At 63.5% G+C, this 19,734-nt stretch carries 17 protein-coding genes; 13 read left to right on the top strand and 4 right to left on the bottom strand.

The window, feature by feature from the left end; all coding sequences use genetic code 11:
* Positions 1-80 precede the first annotated feature (80 nt).
* Both Q2941_RS22415 and Q2941_RS22410 read left to right on the top strand, forming a co-directional pair.
* Entirely contained in the window at positions 81-1,151 is a 1,071-nt protein-coding gene (locus Q2941_RS22415) for an efflux RND transporter periplasmic adaptor subunit (protein ID WP_051389961.1), read from the top strand.
* A complete protein-coding gene (locus Q2941_RS22410) occupies positions 1,144-4,299 on the top strand; it encodes an efflux RND transporter permease subunit (protein WP_458193750.1) in 3,156 nt (1,051 codons plus the stop codon). Before Q2941_RS22415 ends, Q2941_RS22410 begins: the two co-directional genes overlap by 8 nt.
* A gap of 139 nt (positions 4,300-4,438) precedes the next feature.
* Here the strand turns inward: Q2941_RS22410 and pqqA are convergent, their stop codons facing one another.
* Both pqqA and Q2941_RS22400 read right to left on the bottom strand, forming a co-directional pair.
* Entirely contained in the window at positions 4,439-4,519 is an 81-nt protein-coding gene (gene pqqA, locus Q2941_RS22405; RefSeq protein WP_035663753.1) for a pyrroloquinoline quinone precursor peptide PqqA, read from the bottom strand.
* A gap of 257 nt (positions 4,520-4,776) precedes the next feature.
* Positions 4,777-5,100 (bottom strand): hypothetical protein, encoded by a 324-nt coding sequence (locus tag Q2941_RS22400; protein ID WP_254111420.1) that lies wholly within the window; start codon positions 5,098-5,100, stop codon positions 4,777-4,779.
* A gap of 146 nt (positions 5,101-5,246) precedes the next feature.
* Between Q2941_RS22400 and Q2941_RS22395 the strand changes: the two genes are divergently transcribed.
* Positions 5,247-5,531, top strand: coding sequence for a hypothetical protein (locus Q2941_RS22395; protein WP_254111419.1), 285 nt, complete (start codon positions 5,247-5,249; stop codon positions 5,529-5,531).
* Between the two features lie 28 nt (positions 5,532-5,559).
* On the opposite strand, the gene Q2941_RS22390 is transcribed toward Q2941_RS22395, so the two are convergent.
* Positions 5,560-5,952: an EF-hand domain-containing protein gene (locus tag Q2941_RS22390; RefSeq protein WP_254111417.1), complete on the bottom strand. Its 393-nt coding sequence runs from the start codon at positions 5,950-5,952 to the stop codon at positions 5,560-5,562.
* Positions 5,953-6,270: 318 nt separating this feature from the next.
* Here Q2941_RS22390 and Q2941_RS22385 point away from each other — a divergent pair, with 318 nt between their 5' ends.
* From Q2941_RS22385 to Q2941_RS22370, 4 genes are all read left to right on the top strand, one after another.
* Positions 6,271-7,935 (top strand): methanol/ethanol family PQQ-dependent dehydrogenase, encoded by a 1,665-nt coding sequence (locus Q2941_RS22385; RefSeq protein ID WP_458193749.1) that lies wholly within the window; start codon positions 6,271-6,273, stop codon positions 7,933-7,935.
* Between the two features lie 14 nt (positions 7,936-7,949).
* Complete coding sequence (locus Q2941_RS22380; protein WP_254111413.1) at positions 7,950-8,306, top strand: c-type cytochrome; 357 nt, start codon at positions 7,950-7,952, stop codon at positions 8,304-8,306.
* Positions 8,303-9,229: a type 2 periplasmic-binding domain-containing protein gene (locus tag Q2941_RS22375; protein WP_458193748.1), complete on the top strand. Its 927-nt coding sequence runs from the start codon at positions 8,303-8,305 to the stop codon at positions 9,227-9,229. The genes Q2941_RS22380 and Q2941_RS22375 overlap by 4 nt, the downstream gene beginning before the upstream one ends.
* Before the next feature lie 311 nt (positions 9,230-9,540).
* A complete protein-coding gene (locus Q2941_RS22370) occupies positions 9,541-10,578 on the top strand; it encodes an FUSC family protein (protein WP_458193747.1) in 1,038 nt (345 codons plus the stop codon).
* Positions 10,579-10,586: 8 nt separating this feature from the next.
* Here the strand turns inward: Q2941_RS22370 and Q2941_RS22365 are convergent, their stop codons facing one another.
* Positions 10,587-11,555 (bottom strand): helix-turn-helix domain-containing protein, encoded by a 969-nt coding sequence (locus tag Q2941_RS22365; RefSeq protein WP_027525767.1) that lies wholly within the window; start codon positions 11,553-11,555, stop codon positions 10,587-10,589.
* A gap of 499 nt (positions 11,556-12,054) precedes the next feature.
* Between Q2941_RS22365 and xoxF5 the strand changes: the two genes are divergently transcribed.
* From xoxF5 to Q2941_RS22335, 6 genes are all read left to right on the top strand, one after another.
* On the top strand, positions 12,055-13,857 hold the full coding sequence (gene xoxF5 / locus Q2941_RS22360; RefSeq protein WP_458193746.1) for a lanthanide-dependent methanol dehydrogenase XoxF5: 1,803 nt from the start codon (positions 12,055-12,057) through the stop codon (positions 13,855-13,857).
* Between the two features lie 113 nt (positions 13,858-13,970).
* Entirely contained in the window at positions 13,971-14,459 is a 489-nt protein-coding gene (locus tag Q2941_RS22355; RefSeq protein WP_027525769.1) for a c-type cytochrome, methanol metabolism-related, read from the top strand.
* A 64-nt stretch (positions 14,460-14,523) separates the two neighbouring features.
* Positions 14,524-15,633 carry an S-(hydroxymethyl)glutathione dehydrogenase/class III alcohol dehydrogenase gene (locus Q2941_RS22350; protein ID WP_027525770.1) on the top strand — a complete coding sequence of 370 codons (1,110 nt, stop codon included), beginning with the start codon at positions 14,524-14,526 and terminating at the stop codon, positions 15,631-15,633.
* Between the two features lie 33 nt (positions 15,634-15,666).
* On the top strand, positions 15,667-16,230 hold the full coding sequence (gfa, locus tag Q2941_RS22345; protein ID WP_027525771.1) for an S-(hydroxymethyl)glutathione synthase: 564 nt from the start codon (positions 15,667-15,669) through the stop codon (positions 16,228-16,230).
* A 655-nt stretch (positions 16,231-16,885) separates the two neighbouring features.
* The gene (locus Q2941_RS22340; RefSeq protein WP_027525772.1) at positions 16,886-17,338 is read left to right on the top strand and encodes a (2Fe-2S)-binding protein; all 453 of its coding nucleotides are present in this window, start codon (positions 16,886-16,888) and stop codon (positions 17,336-17,338) included.
* A gap of 2 nt (positions 17,339-17,340) precedes the next feature.
* A complete protein-coding gene (locus Q2941_RS22335; protein ID WP_458193745.1) occupies positions 17,341-19,656 on the top strand; it encodes a xanthine dehydrogenase family protein molybdopterin-binding subunit in 2,316 nt (771 codons plus the stop codon).
* Positions 19,657-19,734 lie beyond the last annotated feature (78 nt).

The following is a 19,734-nucleotide window of genomic DNA, read 5'->3' as shown; positions in this document are numbered from 1 at the left end:
GCGCCGCGGGACGAAACCCGCGCCTTGCCGCCAGTTGATTTCGCCAATAAGCTGGTTCCCAACAAACTGCTAACAGGCTAATGGCTCTCGCAGAAACCCGATGGCGCGGCGTTGCAGTCGCTGTGCGTTTGCTGGCGCTGGTTGCCGGCATCACGACCTTCGCCGGTCAAACCCCTCAAGCTGTTTCGCAGCCGTCGCAATCGGACAGCCCGAATGCGAGCCGCGCCGAGCCATCCCGCACTGCAAACACCGAGCAGGCCGTCGTCAAACTCACTCCCAGCCAGCAGAAGCAGATTGGACTTGAAACGGCAGTTGTGGAAGCAGCGCCGCACCCCGAGCAATTTCGCGCATACGGCGCAGTGCTGGATATCTCCCGCATCACCGAGCTGACCAACAGTTACGCCAATGCGCAGGCTCAGCTCCAGACGGCCCAGGCCCGATTCGAGGTTGCAAAGAGCGCATTCGACCGGACCAAAAATCTCGTCGACTCCGCGGCGCTTCCAAAGAAGGAAGCCGAAACCGCAGAGGGAACGTTGCGGACGGACAAGGCCGCGCTCGCGGCTGCGGAGTCACAGCTCAGGACTCTCGCCGCAACGGCGCAGCAGGAATGGGGGCCGGTGATCGGCCGCGGCATCGTCGAGCGCTCCCCCGCCGTGGTCCGGCTGATCGAACGCGATCAATTTCTCGTCCAGGTGACGCTGCCGCCGGGCGTAACCGTCATCGGGACCCCAGGGACGGCTCTCGCGCAGGCGCCGACGCGGAACGCGAATATCGATCTGCAGTATGTCTCCCCGGCGACGCGTACCGACCCGCGCATTCAGGGATTGAGCTATTTCTTCTCGGCACCTGGCGACAGCGGACTGCTGCCCGGCATGAACACCACGGTTTACGTGCCGTCAGGCAACACATACGAGGGCGTGTTCGTCGAGGATACCGCAATCGTGCGGTGGCAGGGTCGATCGTGGGTTTACCTGCGCGTCAACGCCGATGGCTTCAGACGTCATCCGATCAACACCGATCAGCCCGTATCGGATGATGACTACGTCGTCCGGGACATTCCGTCGGGTTCGGAAATCGTGATGCGAGGGGCGCAGGTCTTGCTGTCCGAGGAGGCAAAGAGCGAGCTCCGGGGCGACACCGACAATGACTGACGGCATTGGCTCAGGCAGGTCAGGGCCACAAGTCGCTCTCGTAGCTTTCGCCATTCGCTTCCGCGGCGTCGTACTGGCGCTTTCATGCGCGCTGCTCGGCTACGGACTGTTCGCACTTGGCGAAGCCAAATACGGCGTTTTCCCCGAATTCGCGCCGCCACAGGTGACTATCCAGACCGAAGCGCCTGGCCTCAGCCCGGAGCAGGTCGAGATTCTCGTGACACAGCCGATCGAAACCTCGATCAACGGCCTCGCCGGTGTCGAGAGCCTGCGCTCGTCATCGATCCAGGGCCTCTCCGTGGTCACCGTCATCTTCCAGGCGGGCAGAGACATCTACCGTGGGCGCCAGTTGGTGACCGAGCGCCTCGCAGCCGTGGCCTCGCGGCTGCCACAAGGCGTGCAGTCACCGTCGATGACGCCTTTGACGCCGCTGGCCGGTACGGTTCTGGTCATCGGCCTGACCTCCGACGAGCGCTCCCTGATGGACTTGCGCACGGTTGCGGACTGGACCGTGGCCAGGCGCCTTTTGGCCGTCCCGGGCGTGGCGCAAGTGTCCACTTACGGCAAGGATGTCAGGTCGTTGCAGGTGCAGGTTCGGCCTGACGATCTGATCCGCTTCCGGATCGGCATGAATGACGTCCTGGCTGCTGCGCGCAAGGCCACAGGAGTGCGGGGCGCCGGCTTCGTCGATACGGCCAATCAGCGCATCACGCTGCAAACCCAGGGGCAGTCTTTGACGCCCGACCAGCTTGCCCGCACGGTGCTTCTGCACGAGGGCGGCGCCAGCGTGGTGCTCGGCGACGTCGCCACTGTCGTGACCGCCCCCGAACCGCCGATCGGGGCCGCCCTGATCAACGGCGCGCCCGGCATCATGCTGATGGTGAATCAGCAATACGGCGCGAATACCAGGGAAGTCACCACGCGGGCGGAAGCCGCGCTGCGGGAGCTCCGCCCGGCGCTCGAAGCCGATGGGATTCAGCTCCACGCCGATCTGTTTCGTCCCGCCAACTTCATCGACACGGCGACGGAGAACGTGCTCTACGCCTTGCTGATCGGCGGGGCACTCGTGATCATCGTGCTGTTCCTGTTTCTGTTCGATTGGCGCACGTCGGTCATCAGCTGCACCGCTATTCCCCTGTCATTGATCGTGGCGGTGCTCGCCCTGCAATGGATGGGCGAAACCCTCAACACAATGACATTGGGCGGCCTTGCGATCGCCATCGGCGAAGTCGTCGATGATGCCGTGATCGGCGTCGAGAATGTGGTTCGCCGATTGCGCGAGAATCGCAGGGCAAGGGAACCCAGAGCCGAGGCCCGCGTGGTGCTCGACGCCTTCCTCGAGGTGCGCACCGCCGTTGCCTACGCAACGTTTGCGGTGCTGCTGGTGTTCTTTCCGATCCTCGCCCTGTCGGGTATCGCCGGCCGCCTCTTCGGCCCCCTCGGCATTGCCTACATCTTTGCAGTGCTTGCCTCGCTCGCGGTCGCTCTTACCGTAACGCCGGCGCTCTCGATGCTGCTGCTGACCGGGAGGGCCGACCGCCAGCGCCTGCATGAACCACCCGCCGTGCGATGGTCCCGCCGCTATTACCAGGCATTGCTGCGTCGCATCGGCCGTTTCCCGAAGCTCGTGATGACGGCGGCCGTGGTTCTGACGATCACCGCCGCGGCCATGGTGCCGTTCTTCGGCGGGACGTTCCTGCCGGACTTACGCGAGGGCCATCTCATCCTGCACGTCTCCGCGCTTCCTGGCACATCGCTCGACGAATCGCTGCGCATCGGCAAGCTGATCACGGATACGCTCAAGCAAATTCCCGGCATACGCAGCGTGGCGCAGCACACGGGCCGTGCCGAAGCCGGCATCGATACGGTGGGAACGCATTCCAGCGAGTTCGAGGTCGACCTGCAAGCCGGACTGTCCGGCCACGAGCAATCCGAGGCAGAGACGCGCATCAGGGCCGCTTTGGCCGACTTCCCCGGCATTTCCTTCTCGAGCAAGACCTACTTGACGGAACGGGTGGAGGAAACCGTTTCGGGATTCAGCGCGGCAGTCGCCATCAACATCTACGGACCCGACCTCGACTCACTCGAGGGCGCCGCACGCGATGTCGCGCGGGAGCTCGACGAAGTCCGCGGCGCGATCGACGTGCAACAGCGATCCCCGCCGGGGATGCCGCAGGTCAATGTGACGCTCCGCCCGGCCGATCTGCAGCGCTGGGGGCTCGATGCGGTCGACGTGCTTGAATTGATCCGCACCGCCTATCAGGGCGACGTCGTCGGACAGGGCTATGAAGGCAATGCGGTGTTCAATGTCATCGTGGTCCTGGACGCGCCCGCCCGCGCTCGTATCACTCAGCTCGGGGACATGCCGCTGCGCACGCCGAGCGGAGCCTACATTCTGCTGAAGCAAATCGCCGACGTCTACGAAACCTCCGGCCGCTATCAGATCCTGCATCAGAACGCCCAGCGCGTTCAGACCGTCACGGCAAATGTCAGTGGACGCGATCTCGAATCCTTCGTCGTCGCAGTCAAGCGCAAGATGGCGCGCGAGGTCACTCTGCCACCCGGTGCACATATCGAATTTGCGGGAGCGGCCGAGGCGCAGGCGCGCTCGCGGCGCGATCTCATCGTCAACTCGCTCCTCGCCGGGACCGGCATCATCCTTCTGCTTGCGATGGTCACCGGTCATTGGCGAAACCTGCTGCTGGTGCTGATCAACATGCCTTTCGCATTCGTCGGAGGCGTGTTTGCACTGGCCCTGACCGGCGGCCTGCTCTCGCTCGGTTCGATGGTCGGCTTCGTGACCCTGTTCGGGATCACGCTACGCAACTCCATCCTGATGATCTCGCACTACGAGCACCTCGTTCTGATCGACGGCCGTGTGTGGGGGCCCGACACTGCGATCGAGGGTGCGGCGGACCGTCTTGTTCCGATCCTGATGACGTCCCTGGTGACGGGTCTGGGCCTGTTGCCGCTGGCGCTTGGCGCGGGCGAACCAGGACGAGAGATCGAGGGCCCGATGGCGATCGTCATCGTTGGAGGCCTCGTGACGTCGATGGCTCTCAATCTGCTGCTGCTGCCGACGCTTGCGCTTCGCTATGCGCGTTTCAAGGTGAGGCCTGAACTGAAAACCGGAAGCGCCGCGGTCTAGTGGATAGCTTGCGTGGCGACTGCACGAAGTCAGATCCGGGATTGGGCGCGTCGAACGCGTCGGCGTAGCCAACGCCACAAACACCACCGCGGCTCCAACGGTCTCACCGTTGAAGCCGCGGCAGGTCGTCTGGATCGTCTTACTTGCGCGAAGCGCAGGCGTACATGTTGATTTCCATGCCGACCGACACTTCCACGATCTTCGGAGCTTTCCAAGCCATTCGGGGTCTCCCAAGGTATTGAGCGCGACATCGCGCGAGCCAAAACCTAGGGCTGCATCGCCGATCACGCAAGCCTGTAATCACGCGCCGAACATTTCTTGTTCGATTCTTTGCAAACCTAGTTCTCTCTCGGGCAAAACGCCTTCACTTTTGGGCAAACGCGCACGCAGCCTTGTGCGATGCATCGGGAGCCTTTCCCGAATTCGATGCTCCGGGAGAATTTCCCGACACCGACATGGGCTGATGTCAGCACGTCCTTAACAACCCTTGTCGGCTGTTTGCGGATTGTCCTTTGCGCCTTCCGCGCGTTGTGCCGCGGTCGGCTGGCTCTGCATCTGCCGCTGCGCATCTTTCGACGACGCAGCCGTCTCACCACTGGCGCGATTCATCGTGCTGGTCGGCGGATGCCGACTCACATCATTCGCAGAGCCGTGCGACTGTGCCGAGCCGACGGTCACAGGACCCGAGCCCGCGTCCTTGTCGGTGGTCGCGTTGCCGGTGTTGCAGGGAGCTGCCATTGCATTGCCGACGCTCAAGACCAGGATCGAGCATGCGGTCAAAATGAGGCGTTTGGTGTTCATCTGATCTCCTCTCCTCCCGCAGCACTGCCCCGGAGCGATGCGGGATGTCGCGGGAGAAACAGGTCGGCGCGTCCCAGGTTCCGGGTGGCGGGAGAGAATTGATTGCGCTGTAGTCGCAACCAATGCACGGGATCTCGGAGAGATTCATGGCCACGTTCTGCAGACGATTCACGATTTCACTGCTCGTTGCGGGTCTCGCATTTCCGGCGATTGCCGGCGAGCGTCGCGATGAACGAGCCGCGCCGCGATCGGGCGCGACGGCAACCCTCACCGGCAAGGCAAGTCTCACCGGCAAGACAAATCTTACCGGCAAGGAACGACTCGGCCCGAAATGGACGGATGAACAGCGGATCGATGATTGCAACGTGCCGCCCGACAAGCGCGGCGTGAGCCTGCGTCCGATCACCTGCCCGAACGCACAGACGAATTAGACGCAAGCCTGAAGCGGCAACCAGGCACTCATCTGAGCAGCCGCAGCAGGGCGCGTCCTGCGGGCGACCTCAGTTCCTTGGCGTCGAGCGTTCCATCCTTGTCGGGATTGGCCGCGTTGAAGCGCTGCTCCACAACGGCGAGATATTCGTCGAGCGTCAGCGTTCCATCGTGATCCGGATCGGCCGCTGCGAGTTCCTTTGCGGTCAACCGTCCGCGCAGCTCGCGCGCATCGAGCGTTCCGTCATGATCCGGATCGAGCTTGGCGAACACCGCGGTCGCGGCCTTCTTCACCTCGGCAAGATCGAGCGTGCCGTCATTGTCCGTGTCGAACATCTTGATGGCGTTCGGGGATGCCGACCAGGCGGGACCGCCGAGCAATGTGCCTGCAACTGCGAATGCAATGGAGCGACGCGATATCATCGAAAACCTCCCGGCTCGGGCTCCCGGCGCGCCCATGGAATCGAAACAGGTTGCCTGCCGGGACCATGGTTCGAATTCTACGCGGCTCCTCGCGCACACGCAAAGCTGGCAACGACACAGGAGGCAATCTTCGTACCGCGGAATTTTCGCCGTGCACCTTGTATGCAGTGCGAAATGTCGGGCGGTTTACCAGGGGTGACTGCCGTCTGGCGTCCAACAATTCGGCAGCGCGTTTGCGACTTTCGTATTGACGCATTTTACGTTCCATCGGAGTGTTGCAATCGCAGCGTCAAAAGGCGCGCACATTGGGAGGAACGGATGAAACGCTTTGCGATGGCCGCGAGCCTCGTCATGCTTGCGTCGACGGGTGTGAATGCCCAGACCACAGAACAACTCAACAAGGGCGCGTCAGACACATCGAATGTTCTCAACTACGGGATGGGCTACAATCTTCAGCGTTTCTCGACGCTGAATCAGATCAACAAGGACACCATCAAGAACCTCGTCCCAGTCTGGAACTACAGCTTCAATGACGATCGCAGCGAGGAATCGCAGCCGCTGGTGTACCAGGGCGTGATCTACGTGACCTCGCACAACGCCACCATGGCGGTCGACGCCAAGACCGGCAAGCAGATCTGGAAGACAAAGGTCGAGTACCCCGCCGAAACGCCGCGTATCGTCTGCTGCGGCATCATCAACCGCGGCGCCGCGCTGTACGACGGCAAGGTTTTCCGCACCACGCTCGACGCCAATGTGATCGCGCTCGACGCCAAGACCGGCAAGGAGCTGTGGCGCGAGAAGGCCGCCGACATCAAGGAAGGCTATTCGATGACGGTGGCCCCGCTGGTCGCCGACGGCGTCGTCATCACCGGCATCTCCGGCGCCGAGTTCGGCACCCGCGGCTTCATCGACGGCTGGGATCCCGCAACGGGCAAGCACCTCTGGCGTACCCATTCGATCCCCTCGCCGGATGAGCCGGGCGGCGACACCTGGAAGGGCGACACCTGGAAGCTCGGTGGCGGCTCGACGTGGATTACCGGCTCCTACGATCCGGAGCTGAACACAGTCTATTGGGGCATCGGCAATCCGGGCCCGTTCAACTCGGCGGTGCGTCCGGGCGACAACCTATACACCTGCTCGGTGCTGGCGATGGATCCCAAGACCGGCAAGATCAAGTGGCACTACCAGTTCTCGCCGAACAATCCATTCGACTATGACTCGGTCGCCGAAATGGTGCTCGCAGACATGAACGTCGAGGGCAAGCCGACCAAGGTGTTGATGGACGCCAACCGCAACGGCTTCTTCTACGTGCTTGACCGCACCAACGGCAAGCTGCTCGCGGCCAATCCATACGTGAAGGTCAACTGGGCCACCGGCGTCGACATGAAGACCGGCAGGCCGATCGAGACCGATGTTGCCAAGGACGCGCGCGAGGGCAAGAAGGTCACGGTCTATCCGTCGATCCTCGGCGGCAAGAACTGGGAGCCGATGTCGTTCAATCCGCAGACCGGCCTTGCCTATGCCAACACGCTCAACTTCGGAGGCAAGTACAAGGCCGAGCCCGTCACCTTCAAGCAGGGTGAATGGTATCTCGGCATGGACCTCACCGATCCCTGGGAATTCGGCGACGGACCGCGCGGCCACCTCAAGGCGATCGATCCCCTGACCGGCAAGTCGAAGTGGGAAGCGGCGAGCGACATCCCGCGCTTCTCGGGCGTCTTGTCGACCGCGGGCGGCGTCGTGTTCTCGGGCGCGCTGACCGGTGAGTTCGAAGCCTTCGACGCCGACACCGGCAAGAAGCTCTGGCAGTTCCAGACCGGCTCCGGCATCGAGGGACAGCCGGTGACCTGGCAGCAGGACGGCGTGCAGTATGTCGCGGTGGCAAGCGGCTATGGCGGCGTCTACTCGCTGTTCTCCGGCGACGAGCGGCTCGCCAAGGTGCCGCCCGGCGGCTCCCTGTGGGTTTTCGCGATCAAGCAATAACCACGGGTTTCGATGTGCTGAAAGACACTTTGATCAGGACGGCGGCGACATTCGCCGTCGTCGCGGGGCTGGCGGTTGCGTCTCTGGCAACCGCCCGCGCCGCGGATGAACCGAATGGCAATCCCGTTCAGGCGCAGCTCGACCACGGCAAGGCGACCTATGCCGAAAAATGCTCGCATTGCCACGGTCCCGGCATGATGAACTCCGGCACCATCACGCCGGACCTTCGCGCCTTCCCCGACGACAAGATGCGGTTCGTCACGACGGTGAAGAACGGCAAGAACAACAAGATGCCGCCATGGGGCGACATCCTCAGCGAGGACGAGATCACCGACCTCTGGGCCTACATTTCGAGCCGGAGACGGCCATGAGCTGTCGCCTTGGGGCGTTTGGTCTTGCCGCGATGTTTGCGGCTCTCGCGACAGTCGCTTATGCGGCTGATCCCTTGCGAATATGCCTCGACGAGGACCGGCCGCCGTTGTCCGTGCATTACCGCGGCAAGCCGGGCGCCGGCTTCGACGTGACGCTGGCGCAGGCGATCGCGCAGCGGCTCGACCGTCCGCTCCAGATCCAGTGGTTCGAAAGCAAGCTGGATGAGGATTCGAGCCCGCAACTCGAGGCCAACGCGCTGCTGTCGGACGGGCGCTGTGCATTGGTTGGCAGCTACGCGCTGACCCGCGATTCCCTCGTCGTACCCGGCATGAAGACCGCAAGGCTTCCGGATTTCGACGGCGCCACCCGCGACGACCGCAGGCGCCGCGTCGCGCTCGGCGTGCTCGCGCCGAGCCAGCCTTACATCTATTCGCCCATGACGGTCGTACTCGGTCCGAAGGCGCGCGATCGCAAGATCAGCGACATCGGCGATCTCGCGGGTCTCCGCCTGGTGATCGAAAGCGGATCGCTGGGCGACGCCATCTTGATGACCTTCGACAAGGGGCGGCTGATCGACGGCATCACGCATCTCGTTCCCGGCCGCGACGACCTCCTGGGCGCGCTCGACCGCGGCGACTATGATGCGACACTGCTCGATCTCGCCCGCTTCGACGCTCACCGCGCCGCCCACCCCGACACGACGATCACGGCGCCCGGCTATTATTATCCGATCGGCGCCAATCGCGGCTATGTCGGGCTTGCCAGCGATCCCGCCCTGCTCACCGCCGTGAACAAGGCGCTCACCGACCTCATGGCAGAAGGCAAGATAGCCGAGTTCGGCAAGCAGGCCGGGCTCACCTACCTGCCGCCGCGCGAGCCCGCAATCCTCGGCGATGTCTGGAAGCAGATCATCCAGCGGTGAGGCATATCATTGCGACGGCGGCGCCTCGTTCTCCGCTGTCATGCCCCGGCTTGCCGTCTTCGCTAACGCTTCTCCGGCCCAACATCGAAAGCCCGGCGAAGCCTTAGCGGAGCCGGGACCGGGGCTCCAGTATGCCGCGGCTTCTCCATATCATTCACCGCCTCTGGAATACCGGATCGCCCGGTCAAGCCGGCCGATGACAGCAAGAGCGCAGCACGACGCTCGCATGCGCCCCGCGCTGCCCCGCGCCAAAGGCACCGCGGCCATTTCCGTGCTAAGCATTGGGGTCCCCTCGACGATCCGGTGCAATCGTGAGTTCGCCGACCAGCCCGCCCGCTGCAAGCCTGCGCGATGTCCTCTTCGGGGAGATCAAGACCAGCGAGCTCGTCAGAGCGCTATTTGTCGTCGGCCCGCTCGTGGCGGCCTATTTCCTCTTCCGTGAGGCGGCGCTGCTGAATTTGGGACTGGTCGCGGTTTCCCTGCTCATCCCCGCGCTGAAACTGCACCTCGCTCCGCGGGCAGTCGCGCTGCACTACCTCGCCATCGTCGTCACCTTCATCACCCTTTTCCTCGCCGCCCCCGTCAAGCCGCTGTTCGTGGCGCTGACGGCGCTGGCCGGCTTCCTTGCCGTGGCCGTGACGCGCCATGGAAACGCCTTGCGGACGCTGGGCAACTGGGTCTTCATCCCGGCGGTCTATCTCGCCTGCGAGGTGCGCGAGGGGGTGAGCGCGTCCGAGGCCCTGCGTCATGCCGCCGTGATCGTGGCGTCGTCCCCGATTGCCCTCGCCCTCGTCTGCGGCGTCCAGATCCATGACCTGCGGCGCCATCCCGACCACGCCCCACCCTCTTACGGACCTGCCGCGGCCGAATGGTTTCTACCGGCGGCGGCAACGGCGATGGCCGTCTTTGCGGCGGCGGCCCTGGTCGAGGCGTTACATCTGGCCCAGGGACAATGGGTGATGTGGTCGGCCGCAAGCGTCGTCGTCGGCGATCTCGCGGCGTCCACCGGGAAGCTGAAACAGCGCGCCATCGGGGCATTCGTCGGCGTCCCGCTCGGCCTGCTCGCAGGCGTCGCGCTGCCCGAGAGTCGCGCCGGCTATGCGCTCGCTGTTCTCGGCGCGACGCTCACGCTGATCGCATTCTCCCGCTATGTCGTGGGCTTCGGCTTGCGCTGCTTCTTCATCGCCCTTGCAGCGTCGTTCGCGGGCGGGGCAAGCGGAATTGCCGAGGAGCGCGTGGTCAACGTGATCACGGGCGGCACGTTCGGACTCATTGCGGTCGGTCTGACCGAGATTGTCTGGCGGCGCGTCAGGCAGAAGGGCGGCGGGCCGTCGCAGGCTTCGTCGTGAGGCCGCGCCTAATGCTCTTCGGAAGCCACGGCACTCTGCTGCGCCTTGTGGATCGACGACGGCACGACGCCAAAGTACTTCCGGAACACGCGGCTGAAATGTGACGAACTCGAGAAGCCCCAGGAGAAGGCGACGTCGGTGATGGTCTTGCCGGCGTGGGCCTCGAGCTCCTGGCGGCAGTTCTGAAGGCGCGCCTGCCAGATGTAGTCGCTCACCGTCGTGCCGCGCTCGCTGAACAGCATGTGCAGATAGCGCTTGGAGCAGCCGAGCTCGGCGGAAATCTGGTCGATGCACAGATCCGGGTCACGCAGGTGCTCGCGGATGAAAAATTGGGCACGCACATACATCGCCTCGGGCCCGACCCGATCGAACATCGTGTCGGCCTCGCGCAGCGGCAGCAACAGGAGGTCGATCAGCGAATCCGCGACGCCGACCGCGCTGTTCGCCGAGAGCTTTGCGGCCTCGTCGAAGGTGGCGTGGACGAAGTCGTGGGCGATTCGCCCCGTGCCGGTGCGCGCCGACAGCTTGCATGCCGGCATCCGCTGGGACGGGAAGCCGCGATCGCGCAGCAGAGCCTTCGGCACGATCACCACGTCATGCCGCGTGAAAGCGGGGCTGATGATCGAGTGCGGACAGGACACGTCATAGGCGATGATGTCGCCGGGCATCAGTTCGATGTGGCGGCCTTCCTGCTCGAAATACGAGACGCCGTAGGTCTGGAAATGGATCTTGATGTAGGGGTGTTCATTGGCCTTTGCGCGGGCATGCGTGTGCGCGATGCGATGCTGGCTCACCTCGATCTGGCAGAGTTTCAGCCGAGATACCGTGGTGTAGTCGATGCGCCCTTCGAGCGCGGTCGCTTCAAGCGGATCGACGTCGAAATGCCCGCAGAGACTTGTCAGTCCGTCGACCCAGCTCTGGATCTGCCTCTTCGGCGTAAGTCCGGTCGTGCTGAGTGTGTGTATTGTGTCGGACATGATCCCAGCCACTGATTTGATTCAAATCGTGATGGGTGCCGCCAGAGGCCCCCTGTCACGATGAAGCGACGTTTACCTCAAATTAGGGCGGTCTTTGGAGCAAGCGCCAGTGCTCCGTCTGCCATCCTTGTGTTCAATCCTCCGCCTTAGTTGCAGCGCCGTCAAGGGGAACCTGAGTCGAGTCCCCGCGGCCGGGCAGCGCAGAAGATGCTGAATTCGCTACTGCAAAATCAAAAAGTTGGCCCCTTTGCGCTGTCAAGCAAATGCCCTTCTCTCTTGGGCAAGTTTCCCGTTTACGAACCGGTTACGGATTGTGCCAGGAACAACAAGAAACGGGCCGTACTGCAAGCGGACTCGTGGCTCATACCAGGAGGAGGAAACAGCACAGCATCGTTTCTGGTCCCAATCGTGACCGCCCTGCACGAGCAGACGCTGGACCTCAGTGCCCAGCGGTACGCAATGCTTCGGAAACAATAAACGAGACCTAGGAGGAATGACTATGCGCAAGGTGCTACTGGCGACGTTTCTTGGCTCTGCCGCGGCTCTGGCCGCCGGCAGCGCTTCAGCCAATGACGAGCTGATCAAGATGTCGCAAAACCCCAAAGACTGGGTGATGCCTACGGGTGACTACGCCAACTCCCGCTATTCCAAACTCAATCAGATCAACGCACAGAACGTCGGCAAGCTGCAGGTCGCATGGACCTTCTCGACCGGCGTGCTGCGCGGCCACGAAGGCGGACCGCTCATCATCGGAAACGTGATGTACGTCCACACGCCGTTCCCGAACAAGGTCTACGCCCTTGACCTTTCCAACGAGAACAAGATCATCTGGAAGTACGAGCCGAAGCAGGATCCGAACGTCATCCCTGTGATGTGCTGCGACACGGTTAACCGCGGCTTGGCCTACGGCGACGGCAAGATCTTCCTTCATCAAGCCGACACCACGCTCGTCGCGCTCGATGCCAAGACCGGCCAAGTTGCCTGGACTGCAAAGAACGGCGATCCCACCAAGGGCGAGACCGGAACCTCGGCGCCGATGGTCATCAAGGACAAGGTGCTGGTCGGCATTTCCGGTGGTGAGTTCGGCGTGCAGGCCCACATGACGGCCTACGACATCAAGACCGGCAAGCAGGTCTGGCGTGGGTACTCGGAAGGGCCGGATGACCAGATCCTGGTCGACGACAAGACCACGGCTCTGGGCAAGCCGGTCGGCAAGGACTCCAGCCTCAAGACCTGGCAAGGCGATCAGTGGAAGATCGGCGGCGGCGCCACCTGGGGATGGATCTCCTATGATCCTGCTCTGAACCTCATCTACTACGGCTCCGGCAACCCCTCGACCTGGAACCCGAAGCAGCGTCCGGGCGACAACAAGTGGTCGATGACGATCTGGGCCCGCAATCCCGACACTGGCGTGGCCAAGTGGGTCTACCAGATGACGCCCCACGACGAGTGGGACTATGACGGCGTCAACGAGATGATCCTCTCGGATCAGCAGATCAACGGCCAGGCGCGCAAGCTGCTCACCCACTTCGACCGCAACGGTCTCGGCTACACCCTGGACCGTGAAACGGGCGAGCTGCTGGTCGCCGAGAAGTACGATCCGAAGGTGAACTGGACCTCCGGCGTCGATATGGACAAGAACTCGCCGACCTATGGCCGTCCGAAGGTTCTCGATGCTGCCTCCACGGAGAAGGGCGGAGAGGACCACAACACCAAGGGCATCTGCCCGGCCGCGCTCGGCACCAAGGACGAGCAGCCGGCAGCCTACTCGCCGGACACGCAGCTGTTCTACGTTCCGACCAACCACGTCTGCATGGACTACGAACCGTTCAAGGTCAGCTACACCGCGGGCCAGCCCTATGTGGGTGCGACGCTCTCGATGTATCCGCCGCAGGGCGAGACCAACATGGGCAACTTCATCGCCTGGGACGGCAAGACCGGCAAGATCGTGTGGTCCAACAAGGAGCAGTTCTCGGTCTGGTCGGGTGCGCTCGCAACCGGCGGCGGCGTGGTGTTCTACGGCACGCTCGAAGGCTACCTGAAGGCGGTCGACGCCAAGACCGGCAAGGAGCTCTACAAGTTCAAGACTCCTTCCGGCATCATCGGCAACGTCACGACCTATGAGAACGGCGGCAAGCAGTACGTCGCAGTGCTCTCCGGCGTGGGTGGCTGGGCCGGCATCGGTCTGGCGGCGGGCCTGACCGATCCGACCGCCGGTCTCGGCGCAGTCGGCGGCTACGCGGCACTGTCGAACTACACGGCGCTCGGCGGCACGCTGACCGTGTTCTCGCTGCCGAACTAGGCTCAACCTCGTATCGTCCCGGCGCGTGGATCAACTCCACGCGCCGGCTCGTCTCCACCGCGCGCTGTCGAGGAAAAAATCTCTTGCGTAGAATCTGCTCTGTCATAGCTGCGATGATCATCGTCGCGTCCGGAGGAATTGCACTCGCGGACGGCTCGGGCGACCCGGCCGCGGTCAAGCAAAACGAGAATGGTGAGTGGCTCGATAAGGAAGGAAACCCGACCTACAAGATCACTGAGGGATCCGTGGACTGGTACACCTATTCCGGATACCGCCGCTATCACTCGGACTGCCACGTCTGTCACGGCCCGGATGGAATGGGATCGACCTACGCTCCGGCGTTGAAGGACTCCCTGAAGACAATGAGCTACGCCGACTTCCTCGGCGTCGTCGCCTCAGGCCGGAAGAATGTCTCGACCGCGCAGGAGAACGTGATGCCGGCCTTCGGCGACAATCCGAACGTCGCTTGCTACATGGACGATCTCTACGTCTATCTGCGCGCCCGTTCCAACGAAGCCTGGGGCCGCGCGCGGCCGGGCAAGCACGAGGACAAGACTGAGGCCTACACCAAGGCCGAAGATTCCTGCATGGGCAGGAAATGAACGGTTTGGAGCTCGGCTGAGACGACTTCTCGGCGTCTCCAGGAGAGAATTTGAGGAGCTTACGATGAAGACACGTGCCGCGGTCGCTTTCGAAGCGAAAAAACCGCTTGAGATCGTCGAGGTCGATCTGGAAGGACCGAAGACCGGCGAAGTTCTGGTCGAGATCAAGGCGACCGGAATTTGCCACACCGACGCCTACACGCTCGACGGTTTCGATAGCGAAGGAATCTTCCCCTCGATCCTCGGCCACGAGGGCGCCGGCATCATCCGCGAGATCGGCGCAGGCGTCAGCTCGGTGAAGCCTGGCGATCACGTCATCCCGCTCTACACGCCCGAATGCCGGCAGTGCAAAAGCTGCCTGAGCGGGAAGACCAACCTCTGCACCGCGATCCGCGCGACGCAGGGCAAGGGCGTGATGCCCGACGGCACCAGCCGCTTCTCCTACAAGGGCAAGCCGATCTATCACTACATGGGCTGCTCGACCTTCTCGAACTTCACGGTGCTGCCGGAAATCGCAGTCGCCAAGATTCGCGAGGATGCCCCCTTCGACAAGAGCTGCTACATCGGCTGCGGCGTCACGACCGGCGTCGGCGCCGTCGTCAACACCGCCAAGGTCACGCCGGGCTCCAACGTCGTGGTGTTCGGCCTCGGCGGCATCGGTCTCAACGTGATCCAGGGCGCCAAGATGGCCGGCGCCGACAAGATCATCGGCGTCGACATCAACGACTCCAAGGAGGATTGGGGCCGCAAGTTCGGCATGACAGACTTCGTCAACCCGAAGAAGGTGACCGGCGACATCGTCCAGCATCTGGTGACGCTGACCGATGGCGGCGCCGACTACACCTTCGACTGTACCGGCAACACCACGGTGATGCGCCAGGCCCTGGAATGCTGTCATCGTGGCTGGGGAACATCGATCATCATCGGCGTCGCGGAGGCCGGCAAGGAGATCGCCACCCGCCCGTTCCAGCTCGTCACCGGGCGCAACTGGAGAGGTACCGCGTTCGGCGGCGCGCGCGGCCGCACCGACGTGCCCAAGATCGTCGACTGGTACATGAACGGAAAGATCCAGATCGATCCAATGATCACCCACGTGCTGAAGCTCGAAGACATCAACAAGGGCTTCGACCTGATGCACGAGGGCAAGTCGATCCGTTCGGTCGTCGTCTACTAAAACAGAACCATCACCCAAAAGGAGGATCGTCCCATGACTGTTGCTCTCCATCCCTCGATCGACAATGGCCTCAAACAGGGCAGTGGCAGCTTTGCCGGCGGCACGCTGGTCTGCAAATGCAAGGATCACCCGGTCAAGGTCGGCATCAAGGGCGACGTGGCGCACAACCACGCCTGCGGCTGCACCAAGTGCTGGAAGCCGCAGGGCGCGACGTTCTCCGTCGTCGCCGTGGTGCCGCGCCAGAACGTCACCGTGCTCGAGAACGGCGACAAGCTGCAGATCGTCGATCCGTCGGCGGTGATCCAGCGCTGCGCCTGCAAGGCCTGCGGCACGCACATGTACGGCCGCATCGAGAACAAGGGCCACCCGTTCTACGGCCTCGACTTCATTCATCCCGAGCTGTTCCAGGAGCAGGGCTCGCAGGCGCCGCAATTTGCCGCCTTCGTCTCCTCGGTGATCGAATCGGGCGTGAAGCCGGAGCAGATGGCCGGCATCCGTTCGCGGCTGAAGGAAATCGGGCTCGAGCCCTATGACTGCCTGTCGCCGGCGCTGATGGACGCGATCGCGACCCATGTCGCGAAGGCCAGGGCTGCTTAAGTACCAAGGCTGCTTAAGTAAAAGGCCGCGTAGGTGCGAGGCTGCTTAGTGGCAGCCTGAGGCAACGCGTTCAACCTTGCCGCTTCCTCTCGGCTCGCTGGTCTGAACCCAGCGAGCCGGTCGGGTCCTCCAGGATTGGGCGCAAACCGGATGGCCAGCATTGCCGCCTCATTCGCTTGTGAGGCGGCCGGTTCCCTCAGCATCGAGAGTTGTACTCACTCCGCAGAGTCGCCAGCTCGCAAAGCTCGCGTCACTGCGTTCTCCCTCCCTCGACTGAGGTCTCCTGCTTCGTCCGCGCAGTCCCGCCGGACGAAGCTTTTTTATGTCGGTCGCAATGATGCTCTGCCGCACCGCGCAACGGCGAGCGACGGGTCGCGCCCAGCTTTTGACAAATCAGGGATGCAATCTGGTCGCGAACACAAGCGGCTGTGATGCCCGCGGTGTCCGGTTTCTGCTAGCATCACGCTCGTCACGATGCCGCGCGGAAATCATCAAACAAGAATCAACCGGGAGGTATCGAGCACATTCCAGACATCGCCCGTCGTCATCCCCTCCGCCCCGGGAGTTGCCTGGGCTTGCGGAAGCAGGGGATGCGGGCGCCGCCACACCAATCACGCGCATCGGATCATTGGCTTAAGAAGAGCGAGAAACGATCATGATCAAGATAAAAATCAACGGCCAGGAACAAAGCTGGGATGGCGACCCGGATCTTCCGCTGCTCTGGTTTCTCCGCGACGAGGTCGGGCTGACCGGCACCAAATTCGGCTGCGGCCAGGCGCTGTGTGGGGCCTGCACCGTCATCGTCGACAAGGAAGCGGTGCGCGCCTGCATCACTTCGGTCAATGACGTCGCGGGCCGCGAGGTCACGACCATCGAGGGCCTGCATCCGAACGGCGATCATCCCGTGCAGAAAGCGTGGCGCCAGGTCAACGTTCCCCAATGCGGCTTCTGCCAGGCTGGCCAGATCATGCAGGCCGCGGCGCTGCTGATGGACAATGCAAAGCCGTCGCATGACCAGATCCGCCAGGCGATGGCGGGCAACATCTGCCGCTGCGGCTGCTACCAGCGCATCGAGAACGCCGTCCATCTCGCATCGACGGGGGTGTGATCATGAATTTCATCGACAACCCAAAGAAGCTTCGCGGCTTCGAGAAGCACGTCAGAATCGAGAAGGTTTCCCGCCGCAGCATCCTGAAGGGACTGGGCGTCACCGGCGGCTTCGTGCTCGCCGCGCCCGTGATGTCGCGCCAGGCCTTCGCCTATGAGACCGGCGCCGGGAAGATGCCGCACGGCGTCGTGGTCGATCCGCGCGTGTTCGTCGCGGTCGCTCCCGACGGCATCGTCACCATCGTCGCGCACCGCTCCGAGATGGGTACCGGCGTGCGCACCAGCCTGCCGCTGATCGTCGCCGAGGAGATGGAAGCCAACTGGTCGAGGGTCAAGGTCCAGCAGGCGCATGGCGACGAGGTCATGTACGGCAACCAGGACACCGACGGCTCCCGCAGCACGCGGCACTATCTGATCCCGATGCGCCAGATCGGCGCCTCGGCGCGCATCATGCTGGAGCAGGCCGCAGCCAAGCGCTGGGGCGTGCCGGCGACGGAGGTGAAGGCGGTCAATCACGAGGTCGTTCACGGCGCCAGCGGACGCAAGCTCGGCTTCGGCGAGCTCGCCGCCGACGCGGCCAAGGAATCCTTGCCCAGCGTCGACAGCCTCAAGCTGAAGGACCCCAAGGATTTCCGTTATCTCACCAAGGGCCAGATCGGCATCGTCGACCTCCACGACATCACCACGGGGAAGGCAGGCTACGGCGCCGACGTGCGGCTGCCCGGTATGAAATACGCCGTCATCGCGCGCCCGCCGGTGACCGGTGGCAAGCTGGTCTCGTTCGACCCGGCCGACGCAATGAAGGTCTCGGGCGTCGAGAAGGTGATGGAGGTGCGCGGCTGGCCGTGGCCCTCGAAATTCCAGCCGCTCGGTGGCGTGGCCGTGATCGCCCGCAACACGGGCGCGGCGATCAAGGGACGCGATGCGCTGAAGATCGTCTGGGACGACGGGCCGAACGGCAAGTACGAGTCGGTCGCCTACCGCAAGGAGCTCGAGGAAGCTGCACGCAAGCCCGGTCTCGTCGTGCGCAAGGAGGGCGATGCGGATGCCGCGCTCAAGAGCGCCGACAAGGTGATCGTCGGCGAGTACTACGTCCCTCACCTCGCCCATGTCAGCATGGAGCCGCCGGTGGCGGTTGCCGACGTCAAGGGCGACAAGGCTGAGATCTGGGCGCCGGTGCAGAGTCCGGGTGGCACCCGCGAGGACGTCGCCAAGACGCTCGGCATCCCCGAGCAGAACGTCACCGTGAACGTAACGCTGCTCGGTGGCGGCTTTGGCCGCAAGTCGAAATGCGACTATGCGCTCGAAGCCGCCCTGCTCTCCAAGGAGCTCGGCGCGCCCGTGAAGGTGCAGTGGACGCGGGAGGACGACCTCCACAACGGCTTCCTGCACACCGTCTCGGTCGAGCGCATCGAGGCGGGTCTCGACAAGAGCGGCAAGGTGATCGCCTGGCGCCACCGCAGCGTCGCTCCCAGCATCGCCTCGACGTTTGCGGCGGGAACCGTGCATCAGGCCTCGTTCGAGCTCGGCATGGGCCTCGTCGACATGCCCTTCGAGATCGCCAACGTCTCCTGCGAGAATCCGGAAGCGGCCGCCCATACCAGGATCGGCTGGTTCCGCTCGGTCTCCAACATCCCGCGCGCCTTCGCGGTGCAGTCGATGGTCGGCGAGATCGCGCAGGCCATCGGCCGCGATCAGAAGGACATGCTGCTCGAGCTGATCGGTTCGCCCCGCATCGTCAAGCTCACTTCGGTGAAGGACCTCTGGAACTATGGCGAGCCCTATGACAGCTACCCGATCGACACCGCGCGCCTGCGCAAGGTGGTCGAGCTGGTGGCCGACAAGGGCGAATGGGGCCGCCAGGTGCCGAAGGGCCATGGGCTCGGCATCGCCGCGCATCGCAGCTTCGTCAGCTACATCGCGACGATCGTGGAAGTGGCCGTCGACGATAAGGGCAAGCTGACGATCCCGCGGGTCGACACCGCCATCGACTGCGGCACCTTCGTCAATCCCGAGCGCATCCAGTCCCAGATCGAGGGCGCTGCGATCATGGGCCTGAGCCTCGCCAAATATGGCGAGATCACCTTCAAGGACGGCAAGGTCCAGCAGAAGAACTATGACGATTTCCCGGTGATCCGGATGGACGAATCTCCGCTGCTGACCAACGTCCATATCGTGCCGCCGGGGCCCGACACGCCCCCGAGCGGCGTCGGCGAGCCCGGCGTGCCGCCATTCGCGCCGGCGCTGATCAACGCGATCTTCGCCGCGACCGGCAAGCGCATCCGCTCACTTCCGATCGGCAAGCAGTTGGAAGCCTGAGCACAAGCAGAAATGCGGCGGACGTTACCGTCCGCCGCATTGCTACTCCCCCCTGGCCGCGCCGCTTCCTTCGATCCG

Source organism: Bradyrhizobium sp. UFLA05-153 (genome assembly GCF_054185185.1).
The sequence above is the reverse complement of the archived record's forward strand: the minus strand, read 5'-3'. Positions and strand labels throughout refer to the sequence as shown.